This window comes from Pectobacterium parmentieri, from assembly GCF_001742145.1.
In the GTDB taxonomy this organism is placed as follows: Bacteria; Pseudomonadota; Gammaproteobacteria; order Enterobacterales; family Enterobacteriaceae; genus Pectobacterium; species Pectobacterium parmentieri.
In genome coordinates, this window is sequence record NZ_CP015749.1 from 1,684,503 (window position 1) to 1,707,201 (window position 22,699).

Below are 22,699 nucleotides of genomic sequence, written 5' to 3' on the forward strand. Positions count from 1 at the left end.
AAAACATCATATCGCGTCCTGCCTCTCTCTGGCAGTCGTTTTCGTGGAAAATCGTCAGGCGGCAGCGTCTTTCTTCGCCTTCTTATCTTCACGTAATTCGCGGCGCAGAATTTTCCCGACGTTGGATTTCGGTAAATCCTCACAAAATTCGATCTCTTTCGGCACTTTATAGCCCGTAAGATTACGGCGACAGTGGGTAACGAGCTCCTCTTTCGTTAACGAGTTATCACGCCTTACCACAAAGGCTTTTACTGCCTCACCGGAGACCTCACTTTCTACCCCAACCACCGCCGATTCGGACACTTTGGGGTGACGGCTGATCACATCTTCAATTTCCGTCGGGTAGACGTTAAAGCCGGAAACCAGAATCATGTCTTTCTTACGATCGATTACCCGCAGGAATCCTTCATCATCAGAAGTGACAATGTCACCCGTTGCCAACCAACCGTCTTTCAGTACCTCATCCGTCGCGGCAGGCTGCTGCCAGTACCCTAACATTATCTGTGGCCCATGCACCCACAATTCACCGGACTCGCCCGGCCCCACATCGTTGCCGTTATCGTCGATAATTCTGACATCTGTTGATGCTACTGGCAGTCCGATACTGCCGCTATAGTGCTTGAGATCGTAGGGGTTCACAGCCACCAGAGGGGAACTTTCGGTTAAGCCATATCCTTCAAGCAGATGTTTGCCCGTGAGTTTCTCCCAGCGTTCCGCCACAGCCCGTTGCACTGACGCACCTCCGCCAACGGATAACCGCAGTGTCGAGAAATCAAGCTCATGGAACTCTTTATTATTGAGCAACGCATTAAACAGCGTATTGACGCCCGTAATCGCAGTGAAAGGATATTGCTTCAGTTCTTTTACTACCGCGGGAATATCTCGGGGATTGGTGATCAACAGATTCTGTCCGCCCAGTTCAAAGAAAAGCAGACAGTTAGCCGTCAAAGCAAAAATGTGGTACAGCGGTAACGCCGTGACCACCCATTCATTCCCTTCCCTCAACACCGGGCCATAAGCCGCAAGACACTGTGCCACATTCGCCTGCATATTGCGGTGCGTGAGCATCGCGCCTTTGGCAACGCCCGTCGTACCGCCAGTATATTGCAGAAAGGCAAGATCGCTATTGATGATGTCAGGCCGAACATACTGCTGACGCCGCCCTTCTTGCAACACACGACGAAACGAGATGGCATCCGGTAAATGATATTTGGGCACCAGTCGCTTAATGTATTTCACTACAAAGTTAACCAACGTGCCTTTTGCCGTGGATAGCTGGTCGCCCATACGGGTCAGGATAACGTGCTTCACTGCCGTATTATGAACAACTTTTTCCAGCGTATGCGCGAAGTTAGACACAATAACAATCGTGCTGGCACCGCTGTCTTTTAGCTGGTGTTCCAGTTCACGCGGCGTGTACAGCGGGTTAACGTTGACGACCACCATACCCGCACGCAGCACACCAAACAGCGCAACAGGGTATTGCAACAGGTTGGGCATCATCAACGCTACGCGATCGCCTTTCTGCAATTTAAGCTGGTTTTGCAGATAGGCCGCAAACGCCCGGCTCCGCTCTTCCAACTTGCGAAACGTCATCACTTCACCCATGTTGATGAATGCAGGTCGATCGGCGTAACGCCTTACGTTATTTTCAAACATGTCAATCAACGACGAATAGCGATCGGGATCAATTTCCGCCGGAACGTCTGCCGGATAACGTGATAACCAAATTTTTTCCAAGACGTCACTCCCGAGATATTTTTTTAGTGGCATCGTCGTCGCCCTCATAGGCATATAGTTATTAACATTATTTTAACTCAGCCTACCAGTTAGCTAACAAACAATGTTAAGGTTGCGAGAACGATCACTAATTTATTCTTTATTCAAAAAAAATCAGGCGACCTGCGTCGCCTGATCTCTTTACGTCGAACGAAATAATTTTAGAACCTACCCAGGTTCAAAATGACAAGTAAAATAGCCCTATTCTTATTCTGTCACGATATTCTCAATCCGGGCCGGGCCAGGCCAACCGCCGTCAAACCCCCATCCTGGCCCCCAGCCATAACCGTAACCTGCACGCCATCCCCACGGGCCATAGCCGCCAGGCGGCACCATCAGACGCTGCACGACATTCCAGCGTTTGTAACCTTGCGCATCGATCACGACATAGCGATAAGGTTTATCACCGATAGCGCCCTGTTCTGTGCCAACAATCGGGCCAACAACGGTCACCAGTTGGTCTTTAAAATCGACCGGTTCGAGAAAGCGATTCACATAGGCGATAAAGCGCCCTTCTGACGGCATATCCAACAGCGGTTTCGCCCCGCTATCCAGCGGCATACTGGCAATTTCCAGACGGGTTTTATTCGCTTCATTGCGGATGCTGACCACTCGCCCGCCAAAACGAGACTCCTGACCGACATAAATCTGCGGCGCATTCATCACTCGTACCAAGTCGTCTTGTGGCGTTGGCGACGTGCCTTTGATGGCATCCGGCACCGTGACACAACCTGAAAGCAACAGCGCTGCCGCAGCTATCATAGAAAGGCGTGCGCTTTTTCGATTCAGATGCATTCTCTTCATGCGCATACTTTTTATTTGTACAAACATGGCACAACCTCCTCTCAGATATCTGACAGTTAGACTGCTCAGCATCGAATAAGTTGCTGTTTATTCCCGCGATACATCACGCCGAATGTGCGCTCTACTACTCGCGGCCGGGTAGCTTTTTCCAGGTCACTTCATTGCGCAGGTAGCGCGGTTGCGCATTCTCAACGCTGACCGCTTTTCCTGCCTGCCAGAGCCGACAGGCCAGCGGTAGCATATCCTGCGCCTGCGGCAGCAGCATGTCACCCGTCGTTAATACCAACGATGGATGCTTGACCAATTCTGGATAGGTTTCCCATCCAGTTCCGACCGTGGTCCATTCGCCTGACAGCGCAACCGTTAACGCCTGCACCTGTTCAGGTTTCAATACCGCTTCTTCAGATTCCCCCTGCCAGCCGCCGTCAGCATCGCGCTGATAACAGCCCCAGTAGACTTCTCCCATCCGCGCATCGATGGCAGCCAGCACTTGCGTCGCCTGCCTCTGGCGGAAAGCACCCTCCGCCATCGCCGCCAGTGACGATACACCAAGCAACGGTAAATCTGCACCCAGCGCCAACCCTTGCGCAATGCCGATACCAATCCGCACACCGGTAAAACTTCCCGGCCCCTGACCAAAGGCCAGCGCATCAAGATCCTTGAGCGTCAGGCCGCTGTCGGCCAGCACCCGCTGAACCATCGGCAGGATACGTTGTGTATGTTCACGGGGACAAATTTCGAACAGAGAATGAATTTCACCTTCATTCCATAGTGCGACGGAACAGGCTTCCGTTGCGGTATCAAGCGCTAGAATTCGCGTAGACATGCCAACCTCAGGCAGGATAAATAAATCTTAATAACCGGCATCATAGCATAAGCCCCTGTCGTGCCGCAGCCATTCCCGCCGTTGGTCAGGCCATACGGCAATCGCCAATTGGGATTACGTGCTACGCGTCAGGAAGGTAATCGCTTGCTGAATATCACGCGTACGCGGTGTCGGCGGCAAACTGTTAAGAAACACCGCACCATATGGCCGCATCACCAGTCGATTATCGCAAATCACAATCACACCACGATCCTCGACGTCACGGATGAGGCGTCCTACTCCTTGTTTCAGGGTAATTACCGCATCAGGGACTTGCACATCGTCGAACGGCTCGCCGCCGCGCAGACGACAATCTTCTATACGCGCCTTCAGCAGCGGATCGTCCGGCGAAGTAAACGGCAATTTATCGATAATGACGCAGGATAACGTATCACCGCGCACATCCACACCTTCCCAGAAGCTGCTGGTCGCCACCAGCAAGGCATTACCCGCCGAGACAAACTGCGACAGCAACTGCGCCTTGCCAGTTTCGCCCTGTAACAGCACCGGTAGCGTCAGCGTAGCACGGAACTCGGCGGCTAAATCACGCATCATCTGATGAGAGGTACACAGCATAAAGCAGCGCCCTTGATTCGCTTCAATCAACGGCCGTAGCATCGCTGCCAGCCTTTTCGCCGCACCGGGGCGATTGGTTTCCGGCAAGTTGCGAGGGACACAGAGCAGCGCCTGATTGGCATAATCAAACGGGCTGGGTAACAAGAGCGTATTTGCATTATCCAACCCCAGCCTATCGGTGAAGTGGAAAAGTTGATCGTTAACAGACAGGGTGGCGGAGGTAAACACCCAGGCCGCAGGCTTCTCCTTTATCAATTCGCGAAAGCGATCGGCGACGGACAACGGTGTCAGCGCCAACACAAAATGACGAGAATTACATTCATACCAATAGCTATATCCCGGCAACTGGACGTCTTTCAGCCGTTTTAGTCGGTTGCGGTAAAGTGTGGCGCGTTCAAAGGCCACATCCAGCAATGCTGAACGCCCCAGCGACAGTTTTGCGACGTCGTAGCACAGTTCCAGCGCGTCATCCAGCAACAGCAGCGCACGCTGAAGCGGCGGCTGTTCGAGCACATCGCGTAAGTTACCGCGAAACCCCGGATCGCCCAGCGCCAACCGAAAATCCTGCGTACTTTGCGTCAGGCGATCGGCACTTTTCTGTAGCTGAGAGGCATCGCGCACTTCGGTGCGGTAAGCAATGATGATGTCTTTTGCCAGATCCAGCAGTTGGCGGCTGGAAAGCTGCTGACCAAAATATTGGCTGGCGATATCGGGGATCTGGTGGGCCTCATCGAAAATCACGACGTCGCTTTCCGGGATCAGCTCCGCAAAACCCGTTTCCTTCACCACCATATCAGCCAAATAAAGATGATGGTTAACCACCACAATATCGGCATCCATCGCTTTGCGCCGTGCCTTCACCACGAAGCACTCTTTATAATGCGGGCAATCGCTGCCCAGACAGTTATCGTTGGTACTGGTCACGAGTGGCCAGATCGTACTGTCTTCCGCCACGCCTGCACAGGTCGTGACATCGCCTTCTGTCGTTTCCGACGACCAGCCGCGTAGCCTGACCAGCTCGCTCAGCGTTTCGCCGGGTAAATCACCGCCCCCCAGCGATTGCTGTTCAAGCCGTTCCAGACAGAGATAGTTAGAACGGCCTTTCAGCAGCGCTAACTTGCCTTTGTACTTCAGCGCCTGCGCAACCGTCGGTAAATCGCGGCTATAGAGCTGATCCTGTAGCGCTTTCGAACCGGTCGAGATGATGACTTTTTTATCCGAACGCAAGGCTGGCGCAAGGTAAGCATAGGTTTTGCCGGTTCCGGTTCCCGCTTCCACCACTAGCGCCGTTTTATCGTCGATAGCCCGCATGACGGCCTGCGCCATCTGCCGCTGTGGTTCACGAGGCCTGAAGCCCGTGATCGCCTTCGCCAGCGCGCCGTCATTAGCAAAATCATCGATTACCCGATCGTTCGTCACGCCTGCTCTCTTTTCAAAGGAATTAAAGCTATAAGCCCCTAACCGTTTCAGGCTGCGGCAAAAATATCGCGCTGATTATGCCAAGAGTCACTCGGCGCTACCACCTTAAATCGGGAAAGCGGGTCGATGCCTGCTGTGTTAGGCTTGGCGATTCGCTTTTATTACGTTAGGAGGAACTTCACCCATGGCAATCACACGAATTAATCCAGAAGCACGCTGGTCAGACGCCGTTATCTATAACAACACACTCTACTACACCAGCGTGCCAGAGAATCTGGATGACGACGCGCAGTCGCAGACGGAAAACGCACTGGGGGCGTTAGATGCGATCCTGCAACAGGCGGGAACGGATAAGAGCAAGTTGCTGGACGTGACGATTTTTCTCGCCGATGCCGATGATTTCGCCGCGATGAACGCCGCGTGGGATGCCTGGGTCGTGGCTGGCAGCGCACCAGTACGCTGCACCGTGCAAGCGAAGCTGATGCATCCGAAATTTAAAGTCGAAATAAAAGCAATCGCGGCGATATAAACCGCCAGCTTTTTACAGGGGAAGCGCGCTTACTGCTCTTCCTCCTCTTCACCATCGTCAAAATGATATTCATCATCACCGTCATTAACCATGTCATCATCGTCTTCGTCAAACATCATCGCAACGCTGCCACCCTTATGGTTTTCGCGAATTTCCGCCGCGACGAGCGCGATCGCCTGACCGCTGCTCATGCCCTCAGACATCAGTTCCTGAATGCGCTCTACCGCATCTTGCTGCTGTTTATGTGTCAGCGCGGGCATACCTGCAATCATGATAATTTCCTGGTTGATAAATTCTTGCGTATCATCGCACGCCCGCTTTGAGATACACCACTATTTCTGCTTTGTGGTACGCTGTAGCCAGTAAAATCGACACGATACTTTATAGACACCACACGAAAACATGACTGCCGCCAACACGATTCACGTGACCAATACCAGCGATTCGGGCTCCGCCGTTGTCTATCACGCGCTGCCATATTACCCGAATGTTCTGCTCGATCGCTTTGCCCCCTTTTCCCAACAGCCGTGGGCTATGTTGCTGCATTCTGGGTTTGCCGATCATCCGCACAATCGTTTTGACATCATGGTCGCTGACCCGCGCGTCACGCTGTGTACCCGCGGAAGCGAGACCGAAATCATAAGTGACGGCGTAACGAACACCGTAGAGGGTGACCCATTTATCCTGCTGCAACAGCAGCTTGATACGCTGTCATTACCCGTCGAAGCACATCCTGATTTTCCCTTTCAGGGCGGCGCATTAGGTCTGTTCGGTTATGATTTGGGACGTCAGATTGAAACGTTGCCCACTCAGGCCGACCAGGATATTGACCTGCCGGATATGGCGATTGGTTTATACGATTGGGCGCTGATTGCCGACCACCACAGGCAAACATTAACGCTGATCGTACATCATTCCCTTCAGGCGCGACTCGATTGGTTAGCAACCTCGCCAGTCAACGAGACGCAAGTCAATTTCAGCCTGAACAGCAACTGGCAGCCAAATATGTCACGCGCCGAATACGGCGAAAAATTCCGCAAAATACAGGACTATCTTCTGGCGGGCGATTGCTATCAGGTCAATTTGGCACAGCGTTTTTCTGCGGCTTACGCTGGCGATGAATGGCAGGCGTTTTTACGCTTGTCCGCAGGAAATAAAGCCCCCTTTTCTGCTTTTCTGTGCCTGCCGGAAAATACCGTGATCAGCGTGTCGCCGGAACGCTTTCTCTGGCTGGAAAATAACCGCATCCAAACGCGCCCGATTAAAGGCACATTACCGCGACTCCCAGACCCGGATGCAGATAAGCAACAGGCGGACCGGCTCGCCCGTTCAGAGAAAGATCGTGCAGAAAACCTGATGATTGTCGATCTCCTGCGTAACGATATCGGTCGCGTTGCGGTTCCGGGTAGCGTTCGCGTGCCAGAACTGTTTGTCGTTGAGCCTTTTCCCGCAGTACACCATCTGGTCAGCACGATTGAAGCACAGCTACCAGAAAATTGCCCTGCGACCACGCTGCTACGCGCCTGTTTCCCCGGCGGGTCGATCACTGGCGCACCAAAAATCCGTGCCATGCAGATTATTGAAGAGTTGGAACCTCAGCGTCGGAATGCCTACTGCGGCAGCATTGGCTACATTAGCCTGTGCGGAACCATGGACACCAATATCACCATCAGGACGTTATTAACCGAACGCGGCAGAATCTACTGCTGGGCGGGTGGCGGTATTGTTGCCGACAGTCAGGAACAGGCGGAATATCAGGAAACGTTTGATAAAGTGGGCCGTATTCTTCCCCTGCTGGAGGATTCCCAGATAATTCAGGTACTAAATAAATGAGTGAGATCGCCTTGCCGCCAGCGTCGTTTGCGCTGAATGACTTTATTACGCGCTTTCAGTTACAGCTTCCTCCACCGCTGCGGCCAGTGCATCAACAACGTCAGGCGGCGGTTCTGGTGCCGATTATCTGTCACCCTACCCCCACGCTGCTCTTGACCCGGCGGTCTACCGACCTGCGTAAGCATGCCGGGCAAGTGGCGTTCCCCGGCGGTGCGGCAGATAAAACGGATCGTTCGATCATCGAAACCGCGCTGCGTGAAGCGCAGGAAGAAGTGGCAATCCCACCGGAGAATGTTCAGGTGTTGGGCATCTTACCGCCGTTGGACAGCGTCAGTGGCTTTCAGGTCACGCCTGTCGTCGGGCTGATCGCCGCACAGACTCGCTTCCACCCCAATGAAGATGAAGTCGCCGAGCTGTTTGAAATGCCACTGGATGAAGCTTTCGCGCTGACGCGCTACTACCCGCTGGATATTGAGCGCAAGCAGCAACGGCACCGAGTTTATCTCTCCTGGTATCAGCAGCAGTTTGTCTGGGGACTGACTGCCGCCATCATCCACCAGCTTGCGTTACAGATTTCCGACAGGCCCTAAGCTCAAGGCCGTGCTCGGCGGCTTTTTAACGCGTCACTTCTTTTCCTTCACCAAATATCCTTACGTTAAAAACTGGCCCTTCGCTCAAAAATCATTCATTCATATTATATACAATGGCTTACGTCGTGTTTGAGATAAGTTAAATTATGCATTGGCATAAGTTTATTTCATGCGAAAAAGAAAGCCACGCAACATATTCCACACTACAATAGCGCGTTTTAACGAGTTTTATTCTAATATTTGGGCATATCTCCACTACAATTCAGGTCATGTCTCGCCAGAAGCGAAAACTGGCGGCCAGAAAATAGCGGGTACGGCTCTGAGTCTCAGAGGAGTTTGGTGTGATAAGTGTTTTCGACATGTTTAAGATCGGTATTGGCCCCTCTAGCTCTCATACGGTTGGACCGATGAAAGCCGGCAAGCAATTTGTCGATGAATTGATCAACCAAAATTTACTGAACGCGACCACGCGTATTGCCGTCGACGTTTATGGATCGCTGTCGCTGACGGGTAAAGGCCACCACACGGATATCGCTATCATCATGGGTCTGGCGGGCAACATGCCTGATACCGTTGATATTGATGCCATTCCTGGCTTTATCCGCGATGTTGAACAACACGAACGCCTGCTGCTGGCTAACGGGCAGCACGAGGTGGATTTCCCCCGCGAAGGCGGTATGGTTTTCCGCAGCGAGAATTTACCGCTGCACGAAAACGGCATGACGATCACCGCTTTTGCCAGCAATAAAGAAATTTATAGCAAAACCTATTACTCCATCGGGGGGGGATTCATCGTTGATGCCGAGAATTTTGGCAAAGACGCCACCACTGACGTATCCGTTCCCTATACCTTCCATTCTGCCAAAGAGATGTTGGAACACTGCAAACAGAGCGGCCTGTCACTTTCCGGAATGGTGATGCGTAACGAGCTGGCATTGCACAGCCAGCAGGAGATTGAGGCGTATTTTGCCGATATCTGGCAAACGATGCGTGCTTGTATCGATCGCGGCATGAACACCGAAGGCGTGTTGCCTGGGCCACTGCGCGTACCACGCCGTGCATCTCCGTTACGTCGTATGCTGGTGTCTTCCGATAAATTGTCCAACGACCCGATGAACGTAGTGGACTGGGTTAATATGTTCGCGCTGGCGGTGAACGAAGAAAACGCCGCAGGTGGCCGCGTGGTTACCGCACCAACAAATGGCGCTTGCGGTATCGTTCCTGCTGTTCTTGCCTATTACGATCACTTCATCGAGCCGGTTAGCCCGACCATTTATATTCGTTATTTTCTCGCGGCTGGCGCGGTCGGCATTCTGTACAAAATGAACGCCTCCATCTCCGGTGCCGAGGTGGGTTGTCAAGGTGAAGTGGGCGTGGCCTGCTCCATGGCCGCGGCTGGACTGGCAGAGCTAATGGGCGCGAGCCCAGAACAGGTTTGTATCGCCGCCGAGATCGGTATGGAACACAACTTAGGCTTAACCTGCGATCCTGTTGCGGGTCAGGTACAAGTTCCGTGCATCGAACGTAACGCGATAGCTTCCGTTAAGGCGATTAACGCTGCACGTATGGCCACCCGCCGCACCAGTGAACCACGCGTCTCGCTGGATAAGGTGATTGAAACTATGTATGAAACGGGGAAAGACATGAACGCCAAATACCGCGAAACTTCACGAGGCGGGCTGGCGATCAAAGTACAGTGTGATTAACAGTGCAGAGTGATTAATCCGTTTTCACCCCGATCCGGATTACTTCCATCATAAAAAAGCCCCACCACATTGGCGGGGCTTCATTTTACCATCAACTCACAAAGCGCTAATTACGCGTCTTCATCCTCTTCCCGATCGACAATGCGTTCTACTCGCACCAGTTCAATCCGGTATTCGGAGACGTCAATGATCTGGAAGCGCAAGTGGTACAACTCGATGACCTCGCCGACTTTCGGGAATTCATCGCTGTGCGCCAGCAGCATGCCTGCCAATGACGCATACTCTTCCTTTGGATCAACCAAATCGCTGCTATCCACTACCTGTTGTAACGCGTGCAGATCTGTTCCGCCTTTCACCAGCCAGCCTTCACCGTCTGGGATAATATCCAGCGTTTCGTCTTCATCCGGGAACTCACCCGCGATGGCTTCCAGCACGTCCAACGGGGTCACCAACCCTTGCACCACGCCAAATTCGTTGGCGATGATGACCAGGCTGCCTTTCGCGCGGCGCAGAACCGGCAGCAGATTAATCACATCCAGCGTCTCCGGTACGACAATCGGCGGATTAGCGGCGGCAAAATTTTCCACATCGGTTTGTGTTTCCAGCGCCACCAGCAGATCTTTAGCACGGACGACGCCGATAATTTCATCCAGAGAACCGCGACATATTGGGAACAGGCTATGAGGCGTATCCAGCAATTGCATACGGATTTGTTCGACCGAACTGGCGCTATCCACCCAGGAAATTTCGGTACGTGGTGTCATCACGCTACGCAGCGAACGTGAGGCTAACGTCAGCACACCGCTGATCATATTGCGCTCTTCTTCGGCGAATTCCTCTTTCGTGAGTTTCTTCTGTGGTTCACCCGCCTCCACATCGTCCGTATTTTTCCGTGAGCCCATCAGGCGCAGAATGGCCTCTGCGGTACGTTCACGCAAAGGACGGTGCGACTGATGCTTCATAAAGTTATGACGGGCAATTTGGTTAAACAGTTCGATCAGGATAGAGAAACCAATTGCGGCATACAGGTAACCTTTCGGAATGTGAAAGCCAAAGCCTTCCGCCATCAGGCTCAGACCAATCATCAACAAGAAGCTGAGGCACAGAACCACCACCGTGGGGTGCGCGTTGACGAAGTTGGTCAGCGGCTTAGACGCAACCAGCATAACGCCCATCGCGATAATCACCGCCGTCATCATGACGCCCAGGTGATTCACCATCCCTACTGCGGTAATCACAGCATCCAGCGAGAACACGGCATCCAACACGACGATCTGCGCAACGACGGCCCAGAAATTAGCATGAGCGCGATTGCCATTGCCTTCATGCGTCTTATTTTCTAGCCGTTCATGCAACTCCATCGTGGCTTTAAACAGCAGGAATACACCGCCGAACAGCAAAATCAGGTCACGACCCGAGAAGCTGAAGTCACCAACGCTAAACAGTGGGCGCGTCAGTGTGACCATCCAGGAAATCAAAGACAACAGGCCCAGACGCATGAACAACGCCAGGCTTAAACCGATAATGCGGGCCTTATCTCGCTGCTTGGGGGGTAATTTATCTGCCAAAATGGCGATAAACACCAAATTGTCGATACCAAGAACAATTTCCAGTACCACCAACGTCAATAGGCCTGCCCAGATTGAAGGATCTAGCAAAAATTCCATGTCAGACTCCAGAAAATGAACGAGCAGATGACATCAATGCATGAGCCGCATTGAATGGTAATAAAAAGAGTTGGTGTGAATCAGAGAGATTCTGAATGTGGTCTGAGTGACCAACTGGGTACAGAAAACCGCCAGCATTAGCGGGAAAACAGAGAACGTTTTGTCGGTGACAGTCCATGGGAAGGGCTGATGCCCGGTGCTCCTAAGCAATTTAAGGGACGTTTACTTTAACAGGTTGTTACCATTTTTCACAAAGAATTTCTTAGACTGGCTTCGCATTGATAAGGCGCTCAAATTTTCCCGTTTTGCCCCCTTTTAGTCCCCTGCTTAACTGGTCAGCATTAGAGCATCATCACACTATTTATTTTTTCGATAACTAAAATAAATCTGTCAGCCACGATTTCTCGCCTGACAACCTGGAGGAACACGGTGAAATGTCATGAATCCACGGTAAAATTTTTTCTTGCAGCCATACTATACGCTAAATAATTCGAGTTGCAGGGAGGCGGCAACACAGTGAATCCTCGGAAGCTTACATAGGTAAGTGACTGAGGTGAACGAGTAAGCCAACGCACAAGCAACTTGAAGTATGACGCGAAAATACCGCGACGGTTAACGCTCAGTAGCTCCGACGTTAACCCTGTTTCCTGACACATTGACTCTTTTTGATCGTGAACGTGAGGAGGTAGCAAGTGAGTATTGCCATTATGTTATGCACTCACGGCGCCACTGCGGGACCGCTGTTAAAGACAGCAGAAATGATTCTTGGCGAACAAAGTAATGTCGCCTGGATCGATTTCGTCCCTGGAGAAAACGCCGAAACTTTGATAGAAAAATATCAGGAAAAACTCACGCAATTAGACACATCGCAGGGCGTGCTGTTTCTCGTTGATACCTGGGGCGGCAGCCCGTTCAACGCCGCCAGTCGCCTCGTCACCGACAAGGAAAACCATGATGTTATCGCTGGCGTAAATATCCCCATGCTGGCGGAAACCTTTATGGCTCGGGATGATAATCCGTCCTTCTCCGATTTGGTTGCTATTGCACTAGAAGCTGGCAGGGATGGCGTAAAAGCGCTGAAGCACCAGGAAAAACCCAAAACAGTCCCCCCTTCTCCTCCACCTCCCTCCAAAGCCAACACCGTCCCCACACCGATAGGGTCCGGTGAACATATGAAGATCGGGTTGGCACGTATCGACGACCGTCTGATTCATGGCCAAGTCGCCACCCGCTGGACGAAAGAAACCAATGTTTCGCGCATTATTGTTGTCAGCGATGAAGTCGCTGCCGATCACGTGCGTAAAACGTTGCTGACTCAGGTTGCGCCACCGGGCGTTACCGCACACGTCGTGGATGTGGCAAAAGCCGTTCGTGTCTATGACAACCCGAAATATGCCGCCGATCGCGTAATGTTGCTGTTCACCAATCCAACCGATGTATTAACGCTGATCGAAAATGGCGTAAAAATCCCCTCAGTCAATATTGGCGGGATGGCATTCAAACAGGGGAAAACGCAGGTAAATAATGCTGTCTCTATCGATGAAAAGGATATTGCAGCATTCCGTGAATTAGATAAACGCGGGATTGAACTGGAAGTTCGGAAAGTATCAACCGACTCCCGAATTAAAATGATGGACTTGATTAACAAAATGCCGCGTTGATACCCGTCACGATGTGAAGGTTATTAACGCTAACATCACCATCAATAATAGTTTTATAGACCTGACGATTTTCAAGATATGCCTTTATATCGATATTGATACGCTTTACGTCGACATAGAAAATCAATGGGGATGGCGATTTATTTTACTCAGACACATTTTATAGGAGAAGTACGATGGAGATCACCACACTTCAAATTGTGCTGATATTTCTCGTCGCATGTGTTTCGGGGATGGGTTCGATTCTCGATGAATTCCAGTTCCACCGTCCACTCGTCGCTTGTACGCTAATTGGTGCAGTATTAGGTGATTTAAAAACCGGGATCATTATTGGCGGTACGCTGGAAATGATCGCATTAGGCTGGATGAACATCGGTGCGGCAGTGGCACCCGATGCAGCGCTAGCTTCCATTATTTCAACCATTCTGGTAATTGCCGGTGGTCAGGGAATCGGTGCAGGGATTGCTCTGGCGATCCCGCTCGCCGCTGCTGGCCAGGTCTTAACCATTATTGTCCGTACCATCACGGTGGCATTCCAGCATGCGGCAGACAGCGCGGCTGAGCGAGGTAACCTGACGGCCATCAGTTGGATTCACGTATCCGCTCTGCTGCTTCAAGCCATGCGTATCGCCATCCCGGCGGTTATTGTCGCGGTCTCTGTCGGTACTGACGCCGTTCACGCCCTGCTGAACTCCATCCCGGACGTTGTCACCAACGGCTTGAATATCGCGGGTGGGATGATTGTCGTCGTCGGTTACGCGATGGTCATCAACATGATGCGCGCGGGCTACCTGATGCCGTTCTTCTATCTTGGCTTCGTTACCGCGGCGTTCACAGAGTTCAACCTGGTGGCGCTGGGCGTAATCGGTATTGTGATGGCAGTGCTGTATATCCAGCTCAGCCCGAAATATAACAAGGTTCAAGGCCAGTCTGTTACATCAGGCAATAACGGTCTTGATAATGAACTGGATTAACAGGAGTGAGAGAAATGGTCGAAAATACGAATGTCAAAAAACTCACTGACAGCGACATCCGCGCGGTGTTTATCCGTTCCAACCTGTTTCAAGGCTCCTGGAACTTTGAACGTATGCAGGCACTCGGCTTCTGTTTTTCCATGGTGCCAGTGATTCGCCGTCTTTATCCTGAAAATTCGGAAGAGCGTAAACAAGCGATTAAACGCCATCTTGAGTTCTTCAATACGCAGCCTTTTGTTGCTGCGCCGGTACTCGGCGTAACGATGGCGATGGAAGAGCAACGCGCAAACGGCGCACCGATTGACGACGCGGCGATAAACGGCCTGAAAGTCGGGTTAATGGGGCCATTGGCGGGCGTTGGCGATCCGATATTCTGGGGCACCGCGCGCCCAGTATTCGCGGCGTTAGGCGCGGGGATTGCCATGAGCGGCAGCTTGTTGGGACCCGTCCTCTTCTTCGTCTTGTTTAATCTGGTTCGCCTATTAGTGCGTTATTATGGCGTCGCCTACGGCTACCGTAAAGGGATCGATATCGTCAGTGATATGGGTGGCGGTTTCCTGCAAAAAATGACCGAAGCTGCGTCTATCCTCGGTTTGTTCGTTATGGGGGCATTGGTCAATAAATGGACTCACGTCAACATTCCGATGGTGGTGTCGACGGTGACGAATCAGAATGGAGAAACCACCGTCACCACGGTTCAATCCATCCTTGACCAACTCATGCCGGGGCTCGTTCCCCTACTGCTGACGTTCGGCTGTATGTGGCTATTACGGCGCAAGGTGAACGCGCTGTGGTTGATTATGGGCTTCTTCGCCATTGGTATCTTCGGATATTGGATTGGCCTGCTCGGCGTGTAATGTTTACTAGCCAGGCACAAATGTGCCTGGCTAGGCTTTATTCTCTGAGATGTAACGGATAAGGATAATACGGATGACGATGACAGACATCACGCTGATGGGGTTGATTGTTTTAGCACTGGTTTATGCCCTCTATGACGAATTCATCATGGATAAACTCAAAGGGAAAACACAACTGATCATCCCCCTGAAGAGGATTAATCGACTCGACACCCTGATTTTCATCGGCTTAGTGGGTATTCTTATTTATCAAAATGTGATGAGTAATGGTGCCATTATCACAACTTATCTTTTGATTTCACTGGCCTTCATGGCGTGCTATCTGGCTTATATTCGTCGCCCAAAACTAATTTTTAAATCAGCCGGTTTCTTTTATGCAAATTTATTCATTCCTTATACCAGAATTAAGAATATGAATTTATCTGAGGATGGCGTATTAGTTATCGATCTTGAGAAACGTCGTTTATTGATACAGGTTACTCAGCTCGACGATTTAGAAAAAATATATAAATTTATGGTTGATAATCAATGAATTCAGTTTTCCATTCAAATTATTTAAAATAGCCTGAGATATACACCTTCCATTTCGATGGTATTTTAACCTCAATAAATCTGGTGTTATTTCACACAACATTTTGTCGCAAAGAACCAAATGAAAATAATTATCAATTGCATTATTAACACTTAAAACTTTTGGTGTTGTTTGCAACATAAATAATATGGTAAGGTTGCGCCGTCATTGGGGAGTAGCCGGTTTCTGATTAGTCAATTTTCAGAAATGCTCGTATCAACATACTCGTTCTATCTCCATATTATTGGAGTATAAAACGTGGTGCGGGCGGCCAAGCACGATTGGAAGGCGAGACCATAGACACGTAGTATCATCATTCGGGTTGGGGATGATCTGCGTGTATATGGTTAATCGTCCAGCCGAGGCTATTTTACAATGAATATGTCAGCAACACTTATCCTAGCATTTGGTATGTCAATGGATGCCTTCGCCGCGTCAATCGGTAAAGGTGCCGTCCTGCATAACCCCCGTTTCCGTGATGCGATCTGGACGGGTCTCATTTTTGGCGTTATCGAAGCGATTACCCCACTCATCGGTTGGGCGCTTGGTTTTTTTGCCAGCCAATATATTCTCGAATGGGATCATTGGGTTGCCTTTACGCTGTTATTGATCCTCGGTGGCCGCATGGTCATTGAAGGATTCAAAGGCTCTTCAGACTGCCGCTGCGAAAAGGTCAAAAATCATAGTCTGGCACTGTTAATCTGCACCGCGATTGCCACCAGCCTGGATGCCATGGCGATTGGTGTTGGTTTGGCTTTCCTCCAGGTCAATATTCTCCATACTGCGATGGTTATTGGCTGCGCCACCATGATTATGGTCACGCTTGGTATGATGATTGGCCGCTATATCGGCCCGATTTTCGGTAAAAAAGCGGAGATTATTGGTGGGCTGGTGCTGATTGGTATCGGCTGTAATATCCTGTATGAACATATCGGCTACACAGCCTGATAAACACATCTACATCAACGGGCAGCCGGCTATCGCGCTGCCCGTTTTCATTCTTCTCGATCAATCTATAACATCAATATCAACACGCTGATGTAGTCGGATAATGAAATCCGTTTCACAACTAAACTGGGTGGTTGTCTGTAACCGTTGGCTGACTTCTGGCGTTGCCCGCCAGGCGAAGGGGGTCATTTGCAATAGAGCCGCCGCTTCGTTCCCAGATAACTGCATGGGATACGCGAGCACCTGCTGTTCCATAAGCTGAAAGCCGGCAAGCATTTCGTCTTTACTTGGATGTAATAACACCTCCTCGTAAACTTCAGCCTTCAGTTGATACAGATGACGTGGCCCCGGGGACACCGTCACCACCCAACCGCCAACCTTAACCGTGCGCTGTAGTTCTGCGTCATTACACGGCGCATAGATTTTTACCACTGCATCAAGGGATGCATCGCGAAAAGGCAGCCTCTGGCTGGATGCAACGCAAAACTCCACGTTATCATACCGCTTTGCCGCACGTTGAATCGCTGCTTTGGAAACATCTAGTCCGTATATCGCCATCGCCTTGCGCGATGTGAGACGATGGGCCAACTTTGCGGTGTAATACCCTTCACCGCAGCCGATATCCAGCAGTGCGGTTGCGTCATCCGCCACAATATTATCAATATGTTGCGCCACCGCATCGCGTAGCGGTTGATAATGACCAGCTTCAAGAAAACTGCGCCGGGCCTGCATCATTTCAGCACTATCGCCGGGCTGCTTTGAGCGCTTAAACTGTACCGGCAACAGGTTAACGTACCCTTCTTTCGCACAATCAAAGCTATGTTTACCACACGTCCATTGCCGCGGGTGTCGCTCCAGAGGTAACTGGCATAGCGGACACTGATAACTCATCGGCACATATTCCTCATTAAGCACGTCTTCATTGCATCACGGGTGCAGATAAAACGCAGACAACAAAAAACCCGCACCATGGCGGGTTTTGCAACAGAACTGTAAAATTACAGCGCAGTGACGTTTACTGCAGAAGGACCTTTCTGGCCATCCTGAATTTCGAATTCTACGTTCTGGCCTTCAGCCAGAGTTTTGAAGCCGTTGCCTTGAATTGCAGAGAAGTGTACGAATACATCTTTGCTGCCGTCAGCAGGAGTGATGAAACCAAAGCCTTTAGACTCGTTGAACCACTTAACCTGACCTTTAATCTTTGCCATTTCAAATATTTCCTTTAATTGTTTAAACCGCCCAAAAGGCGTTATACAGACAAACCAAAGTCGTTACTGCTTGAGGCACTAAGATAAGGATCGGCAGAGAAGTAGCATGCAACGCTAAAGGTTGTACCTAAGTCTTCTTTACTGAAAATGCCATTCATATACAGAACTGTACCTCGTTTTACCCAGAAGCGTTATTACACACTATGCAAACGATGGCAAGGCCTTTTTTATCAGTCATGGACACGCCGCACAAATTCACATCATCACTGATTCATTAATACACGATAGCGCACGCTGACGCCTATATTCACAAGCCGTATCTGACATTACACAATAAGTGCATTTCAGATTTTATTATGCAAAAAAATACGCGACAAATGTCGCATTTCTGACACAGCTACACTTGCAATCATAACAAAAAGCTATAATTAGCGTTCTACTATCATGAGATATTGAGCATTAATGGAAGCGTGTCGACCGCGACCACGCTTATATCAATATTTAAAAACGATTATCACTTTTATGCTATCTCTATCTCTTGCATTAATACGTTGCATAATAGAAATTATTTATAATCTAACCTTTCGTTACGCGGGAAATTAACTTGTTTGAACCAGCAGAACTAATAATACAGCCAAGAAAGTCAATAAAACTACACTTGCCAACTTCCAACGTCGTTCTGATTTTGTGCTCATATCACTTACAATCCTTTTGTATAAAATAGAGACATCTCTCACATACTTTATGGTTTATCGGCAGTCTCCAGAATTTTTTTAAGGTTACCTCCGATTTTTCCTTTTTTTGGTGTAAATTTCACCATCCGTATCGCAATGCAGAAGCCGCACGACAGTTCACCTTCGTTACCGTTAGACTTTCGTTGTAACCTTAAGTACGATTCATTAAATTAAAGCAATATTTTTGTTACGAAAGGAGCATGATGCGTTCCTTAGCCATGCAAGTGCGTACAACAAGCCTGCGAACAGTGATTGCTTGTGTCATTAAATCCCCTCCAACAACAACCCCCTGCGCTTTTCTACCTATTGACTTAAATGATATTGATAATTATTCTCAAATAATATTTCACGGTTTGTAAGGATATCCGCATGATTGGTTTTCACACCCTTTTATCTGCCTTGTTCCGCCGTATTGCGCTATCGTGCGCCTTGCTGCTTTTAGCCAGCACATCCGTTCAGGCAACTGAAAAACTAAAAGTTATCACCACCTTTACCATTATTCAGGATATCGCCCAAAACATCGCTGGCGATGCTGCAACGGTTGAGTCCATAACCAAACCGGGTGCAGAGATTCATGATTATCAACCAACACCGCGCGACATCGTTAAAACACAATCTGCACAACTGGTGCTGTGGAACGGTATGAACCTTGAGCGCTGGTTTACGCGCTTTTTTGAAAATGTCAAAAATGTGCCCGCCGTCGTGGTGACGGAAGGCATTACGCCGCTCCCTATTCGCGAAGGTGCCTATAATGGCAATCCGAATCCGCATGCCTGGATGTCCCCTTCCAATGCGTTAATTTATATTGAAAACATTCGCAAAGGTTTGGTTCAAGCCGATCCTGCTAATGCAGAGACCTATAACCGTAACGCCAAGGCCTATGCGGAAAAAATTAAGGCACTTGATGCACCACTGCGTGAGCGCCTCTCCCGCATTCCAGAGCAGCAACGTTGGTTGGTCACCAGTGAAGGCGCATTTAGCTATCTGGCGAAGGATTATCAATTCAATGAAGTCTATCTCTGGCCAATCAATGCCGACGAACAAGGTTCACCGCAGCAGGTACGTCGGGTGATTGATACCGTGCGTGAAAAGGCAATCCCTGTGGTGTTTAGTGAAAGCACCATTTCCGATAAGCCCGCAAAACAGGTCAGCAAAGAAACAGGGGCGAAATATGGTGGCGTGCTGTATGTTGATTCTCTGTCTACGGAAAAAGGCCCCGTGCCGACCTATATCGACCTGTTACAAGTGACGGTGGAAACCATCGCGAAAGGATTTAATCAATGAGTCGTGATCGAACAAAGCAGTCACTAGAAGTCAATGATGTTTCGGTTACTTACAGCAACGGACATCAGGCTATTCGCCACGCCTCTTTTTCTCTGGCTGGCGGTACGATTTGCGCTCTGGTCGGCGTAAATGGTAGCGGAAAATCCACGTTATTCAAAAGCATCATGGGGTTAGTCAAGCCAACCTCAGGGCAGGTACTGCTCAATCAGCACCCCATCTACCAGGCGTTGAAACAGAATCTGGTTGCCTACGTTCCACAAACAGAGGATGTGGACTGGAATTTTCCCGTTCTGGTTGCCGACGTGGTCATGATGGGCCGCTACGGGCGGATGAACTTCCTGCGTATCCCCAGTAAACAAGACCGCGCGATTGTAGCCGAATCATTGGAGCGCGTCGGGCTGTCGACGCTGCAACATCGCCAAATTGGGGAACTGTCCGGAGGCCAGAAAAAGCGCGTCTTTCTGGCCCGTGCGTTAGCGCAACAAGGCAGCGTTCTGCTGTTGGATGAGCCTTTTACGGGGGTCGACGTCAAAACGGAGAATGCCATCATCGAGCTACTTCGCACCTTGCGCGACGAAGGGCATTTGATTCTGGTAGCAACCCACAACCTCGGCAGCGTTCCCGAGTTTTGCGACAATGTTATTTTGGTCAATCGCACCGTGTTAGCCGCTGGGCCGACACACAGTACCTTTACCCAAAGTAATTTGGAGAAAACGTTCGGGGGCGTCCTGCGACACATCAACCTCGGGGGAGCACATCTTCACGACGACGACGACGTTCGCTCGGTGACGGTATTAACCGACGATGAACGTCCTGCGGTGTTCTATGGTTCGACTAAAAGCGACCCTCCTGCGTCACGCACGATACCGGAGGAGAAGAAACCCTGATGATCGATATCCTGCTGCAGCCATTCAACTATAACTACATGGTCAAGGCGATCTGGGTCAGCGCGATTGTCGGTGGCGTATGCGCTTTTCTTTCCGCGTACCTAATGCTGAAAGGTTGGTCGCTGATGGGTGATGCGCTCTCACACTCCGTCGTTCCCGGCGTTGCGGGGGCCTATGCATTGGGCCTACCCTACGCAGCCGGCGCATTTTTTACTGGTATGCTCGCTGCGCTGGCGATGACCCTCATCCGTCACATTACCCGATTGCGCGAAGATGCGATTATCGGTTTTATTTTCTCAACGTTTTTTGCTGTCGGCCTGCTGATTATTTCGCTCAACCCAACATCGGTTAACGTGCAATCCATCATTTTCGGCAATATTTTGGGTATTGCCGACGAAGATATCCTGCAAGTTGAGATCATCATCGGCGTGACGTTCGTGATCCTCTGTCTGCTGTGGAAGGATCTGCTGGCCGTGTTTTTTGATGAGAACCATGCTCGTTCGATTGGCCTTTCTCCGCTGAAGCTGAAAATTCTGTTCTTTACGCTGCTGAGCGCCTGTACTGTCGCGGCATTGCAAACCGTCGGCGCGATTTTGGTGATCGCGATGGTGATCACGCCGGGAGCCACGGCTTACCTGCTTACCGACCGGTTTGGTCGCCTGGTTGTGATTTCCATTGTGCTTGGTGCACTAACCAGTGCGGTGGGAGCCTATCTGAGCTTTTTCCTTGATGGTGCGACTGGCGGCGTGATTGTCACGTTGCAAACCGTTGTCTTCCTGTTGGCATTTGTCTTCGCCCCCAAGCATGGATTACTGGCATCACGCCGGCTGCGATTGCGCGATCAATCAGGAGATGCTTTATGATGCTAATTAGCTGGCTAACCGATCCCCTGTCTTATCCATTCATGCAGCGAGCATTACTCGCCGCCGTCGTCACGGGTACGGTTTGCGCGGTACTGTCCTGCTATCTGGTGCTGAAAGGCTGGTCGCTAATGGGCGATGCCATTTCTCATGCCGTATTGCCCGGTATCGTTGTCGCGTTTCTACTGGGAATTCCGCTGGTCATTGGCGCTTTTGTTTCCGGTATTTTTTGTGCGATAGCAACGGGATATGTGAAAGAGCACAGCCGGGTCAAAGAAGATACGGTAATGGGGATCATATTTTCCGGCATGTTTGCGCTGGGGCTCGTCATGTTTGCACGCATCGATACCGATCAGCACCTGAACCATATTCTGTTTGGTAACGTGCTAGGCATCACCCGGCAAGAACTGACGCAAATATTGCTGATTGCGGGAGTGACATTGGCCGTCATTTTGTTAAAACGGCGAGATTTCATGTTGTATTGCTTCGATCCCAATCATGCCCGCATCATTGGCCTGCCCGTTAAGCTGCTGCACTACGGATTACTGAGCCTACTGGCAATGACCATCGTGGCATCATTACAGGCCGTCGGCGTTATTTTGGTGATCGCGATGCTGATTGCGCCAGGGATCATTGCTTTTATGGTCTGTAAACGTTTCGAGCGTATGGTGCTTGTCGCCACGCTAGTTTCCGTCATTTCCTGTATTGCTGGCACCCTGATCAGTTTTTATATCGATGGTGCGACGGGCCCTTGTATCGTGATTGTTCAGGCACTGTTCTTCACGTTAGCCCTGATTTACCACCAGCTTAAACTGCGTCGTCAAGCAGCATCTCAGATTGCCAGCGACGCGCTGTAGTACTTCACCTCTCTGCCTCAACATGACGTAACCGGAACATCACTGCCGGTTGCGTCATTATCTAACGGATTGAGCGGCATCCTAACGCCG

At 50.4% G+C, this 22,699-nt stretch carries 22 protein-coding genes; 13 read left to right on the top strand and 9 right to left on the bottom strand.

Annotation, left to right across the window (positions count from 1 at the left end; genetic code table 11):
* Nucleotides 1-54 precede the first annotated feature (54 nt).
* The 4 genes from fadD to A8F97_RS07490 all read right to left on the bottom strand — a co-directional run bounded on the left by fadD (nucleotide 55) and on the right by A8F97_RS07490 (nucleotide 5,443).
* Entirely contained in the window at nucleotides 55-1,740 is a 1,686-nt protein-coding gene (gene fadD, locus A8F97_RS07475) for a long-chain-fatty-acid--CoA ligase FadD (protein ID WP_025919047.1), read from the bottom strand.
* Nucleotides 1,741-1,986: 246 nt separating this feature from the next.
* A complete protein-coding gene (locus tag A8F97_RS07480) occupies nucleotides 1,987-2,610 on the bottom strand; it encodes a Slp family lipoprotein (protein WP_015730430.1) in 624 nt (207 codons plus the stop codon).
* 97 nt (nucleotides 2,611-2,707) lie between these two features.
* Nucleotides 2,708-3,409 (bottom strand): tRNA (adenosine(37)-N6)-threonylcarbamoyltransferase complex dimerization subunit type 1 TsaB, encoded by a 702-nt coding sequence (gene tsaB / locus A8F97_RS07485; protein WP_014699857.1) that lies wholly within the window; start codon nucleotides 3,407-3,409, stop codon nucleotides 2,708-2,710.
* 114 nt (nucleotides 3,410-3,523) lie between these two features.
* Nucleotides 3,524-5,443, bottom strand: a complete 1,920-nt coding sequence (locus tag A8F97_RS07490; protein ID WP_014699856.1) for an ATP-dependent DNA helicase — start codon at nucleotides 5,441-5,443, stop codon at nucleotides 3,524-3,526.
* Nucleotides 5,444-5,627: 184 nt separating this feature from the next.
* On the opposite strand from A8F97_RS07490, the gene A8F97_RS07495 reads away from it, so the two are divergent.
* On the top strand, nucleotides 5,628-5,972 hold the full coding sequence (locus A8F97_RS07495) for a RidA family protein (protein ID WP_015730429.1): 345 nt from the start codon (nucleotides 5,628-5,630) through the stop codon (nucleotides 5,970-5,972).
* Between the two features lie 29 nt (nucleotides 5,973-6,001).
* Here A8F97_RS07495 and A8F97_RS07500 read toward each other — a convergent pair whose 3' ends face one another.
* The gene (locus A8F97_RS07500) at nucleotides 6,002-6,244 is read right to left on the bottom strand and encodes a YoaH family protein (protein ID WP_014699854.1); all 243 of its coding nucleotides are present in this window, start codon (nucleotides 6,242-6,244) and stop codon (nucleotides 6,002-6,004) included.
* A gap of 130 nt (nucleotides 6,245-6,374) precedes the next feature.
* Here A8F97_RS07500 and pabB point away from each other — a divergent pair, with 130 nt between their 5' ends.
* The 3 genes from pabB to sdaA all read left to right on the top strand — a co-directional run bounded on the left by pabB (nucleotide 6,375) and on the right by sdaA (nucleotide 10,101).
* Complete coding sequence (gene pabB, locus A8F97_RS07505) at nucleotides 6,375-7,805, top strand: aminodeoxychorismate synthase component 1 (RefSeq protein ID WP_033071471.1); 1,431 nt, start codon at nucleotides 6,375-6,377, stop codon at nucleotides 7,803-7,805.
* Nucleotides 7,802-8,395 (top strand): CoA pyrophosphatase, encoded by a 594-nt coding sequence (locus A8F97_RS07510; protein ID WP_014699851.1) that lies wholly within the window; start codon nucleotides 7,802-7,804, stop codon nucleotides 8,393-8,395. Before pabB ends, A8F97_RS07510 begins: the two co-directional genes overlap by 4 nt.
* Nucleotides 8,396-8,736: 341 nt before the next feature.
* Nucleotides 8,737-10,101 carry an L-serine ammonia-lyase gene (gene sdaA / locus A8F97_RS07515; protein WP_033071470.1) on the top strand — a complete coding sequence of 455 codons (1,365 nt, stop codon included), beginning with the start codon at nucleotides 8,737-8,739 and terminating at the stop codon, nucleotides 10,099-10,101.
* A 110-nt stretch (nucleotides 10,102-10,211) separates the two neighbouring features.
* Here the strand turns inward: sdaA and A8F97_RS07520 are convergent, their stop codons facing one another.
* A complete protein-coding gene (locus A8F97_RS07520; RefSeq protein WP_015730425.1) occupies nucleotides 10,212-11,768 on the bottom strand; it encodes a TerC family protein in 1,557 nt (518 codons plus the stop codon).
* A 692-nt stretch (nucleotides 11,769-12,460) separates the two neighbouring features.
* Here A8F97_RS07520 and manX point away from each other — a divergent pair.
* The 5 genes from manX (at nucleotide 12,461) to mntP (ending at nucleotide 16,779) form a co-directional block, all read left to right on the top strand.
* Nucleotides 12,461-13,429 carry a PTS mannose transporter subunit IIAB gene (manX, locus tag A8F97_RS07525; protein ID WP_014699848.1) on the top strand — a complete coding sequence of 323 codons (969 nt, stop codon included), beginning with the start codon at nucleotides 12,461-12,463 and terminating at the stop codon, nucleotides 13,427-13,429.
* A 176-nt stretch (nucleotides 13,430-13,605) separates the two neighbouring features.
* Complete coding sequence (locus A8F97_RS07530) at nucleotides 13,606-14,403, top strand: PTS mannose/fructose/sorbose transporter subunit IIC (RefSeq protein ID WP_014699847.1); 798 nt, start codon at nucleotides 13,606-13,608, stop codon at nucleotides 14,401-14,403.
* 14 nt (nucleotides 14,404-14,417) lie between these two features.
* On the top strand, nucleotides 14,418-15,260 hold the full coding sequence (locus A8F97_RS07535) for a PTS mannose transporter subunit IID (protein ID WP_014699846.1): 843 nt from the start codon (nucleotides 14,418-14,420) through the stop codon (nucleotides 15,258-15,260).
* Nucleotides 15,261-15,333: 73 nt separating this feature from the next.
* Entirely contained in the window at nucleotides 15,334-15,792 is a 459-nt protein-coding gene (locus tag A8F97_RS07540; protein ID WP_033071469.1) for a DUF986 family protein, read from the top strand.
* Between the two features lie 414 nt (nucleotides 15,793-16,206).
* Nucleotides 16,207-16,779 (top strand): manganese efflux pump MntP, encoded by a 573-nt coding sequence (gene mntP, locus A8F97_RS07545; protein WP_014699844.1) that lies wholly within the window; start codon nucleotides 16,207-16,209, stop codon nucleotides 16,777-16,779.
* A 60-nt stretch (nucleotides 16,780-16,839) separates the two neighbouring features.
* Here mntP and rlmA read toward each other — a convergent pair whose 3' ends face one another.
* From rlmA to A8F97_RS23840, 3 genes are all read right to left on the bottom strand, one after another.
* A complete protein-coding gene (gene rlmA / locus A8F97_RS07550) occupies nucleotides 16,840-17,670 on the bottom strand; it encodes a 23S rRNA (guanine(745)-N(1))-methyltransferase (protein ID WP_033071468.1) in 831 nt (276 codons plus the stop codon).
* A 107-nt stretch (nucleotides 17,671-17,777) separates the two neighbouring features.
* Nucleotides 17,778-17,987: a transcription antiterminator/RNA stability regulator CspE gene (cspE, locus tag A8F97_RS07555; protein ID WP_005968829.1), complete on the bottom strand. Its 210-nt coding sequence runs from the start codon at nucleotides 17,985-17,987 to the stop codon at nucleotides 17,778-17,780.
* 41 nt (nucleotides 17,988-18,028) lie between these two features.
* Nucleotides 18,029-18,145, bottom strand: a complete 117-nt coding sequence (locus A8F97_RS23840; RefSeq protein WP_015730422.1) for a DUF2627 domain-containing protein — start codon at nucleotides 18,143-18,145, stop codon at nucleotides 18,029-18,031.
* A 945-nt stretch (nucleotides 18,146-19,090) separates the two neighbouring features.
* Between A8F97_RS23840 and A8F97_RS07560 the strand changes: the two genes are divergently transcribed.
* The 4 genes from A8F97_RS07560 to A8F97_RS07575 are packed head-to-tail and all read left to right on the top strand — an operon-like array spanning nucleotide 19,091 to nucleotide 22,609.
* Entirely contained in the window at nucleotides 19,091-20,005 is a 915-nt protein-coding gene (locus A8F97_RS07560; protein WP_005968833.1) for a metal ABC transporter substrate-binding protein, read from the top strand.
* The gene (locus A8F97_RS07565) at nucleotides 20,002-20,892 is read left to right on the top strand and encodes a manganese/iron ABC transporter ATP-binding protein (RefSeq protein ID WP_015730421.1); all 891 of its coding nucleotides are present in this window, start codon (nucleotides 20,002-20,004) and stop codon (nucleotides 20,890-20,892) included. Before A8F97_RS07560 ends, A8F97_RS07565 begins: the two co-directional genes overlap by 4 nt.
* Nucleotides 20,892-21,755: a metal ABC transporter permease gene (locus tag A8F97_RS07570; protein WP_014699840.1), complete on the top strand. Its 864-nt coding sequence runs from the start codon at nucleotides 20,892-20,894 to the stop codon at nucleotides 21,753-21,755. The genes A8F97_RS07565 and A8F97_RS07570 overlap by 1 nt, the downstream gene beginning before the upstream one ends.
* Nucleotides 21,752-22,609, top strand: a complete 858-nt coding sequence (locus tag A8F97_RS07575) for a metal ABC transporter permease (RefSeq protein ID WP_014699839.1) — start codon at nucleotides 21,752-21,754, stop codon at nucleotides 22,607-22,609. The genes A8F97_RS07570 and A8F97_RS07575 overlap by 4 nt, the downstream gene beginning before the upstream one ends.
* Nucleotides 22,610-22,699 lie beyond the last annotated feature (90 nt).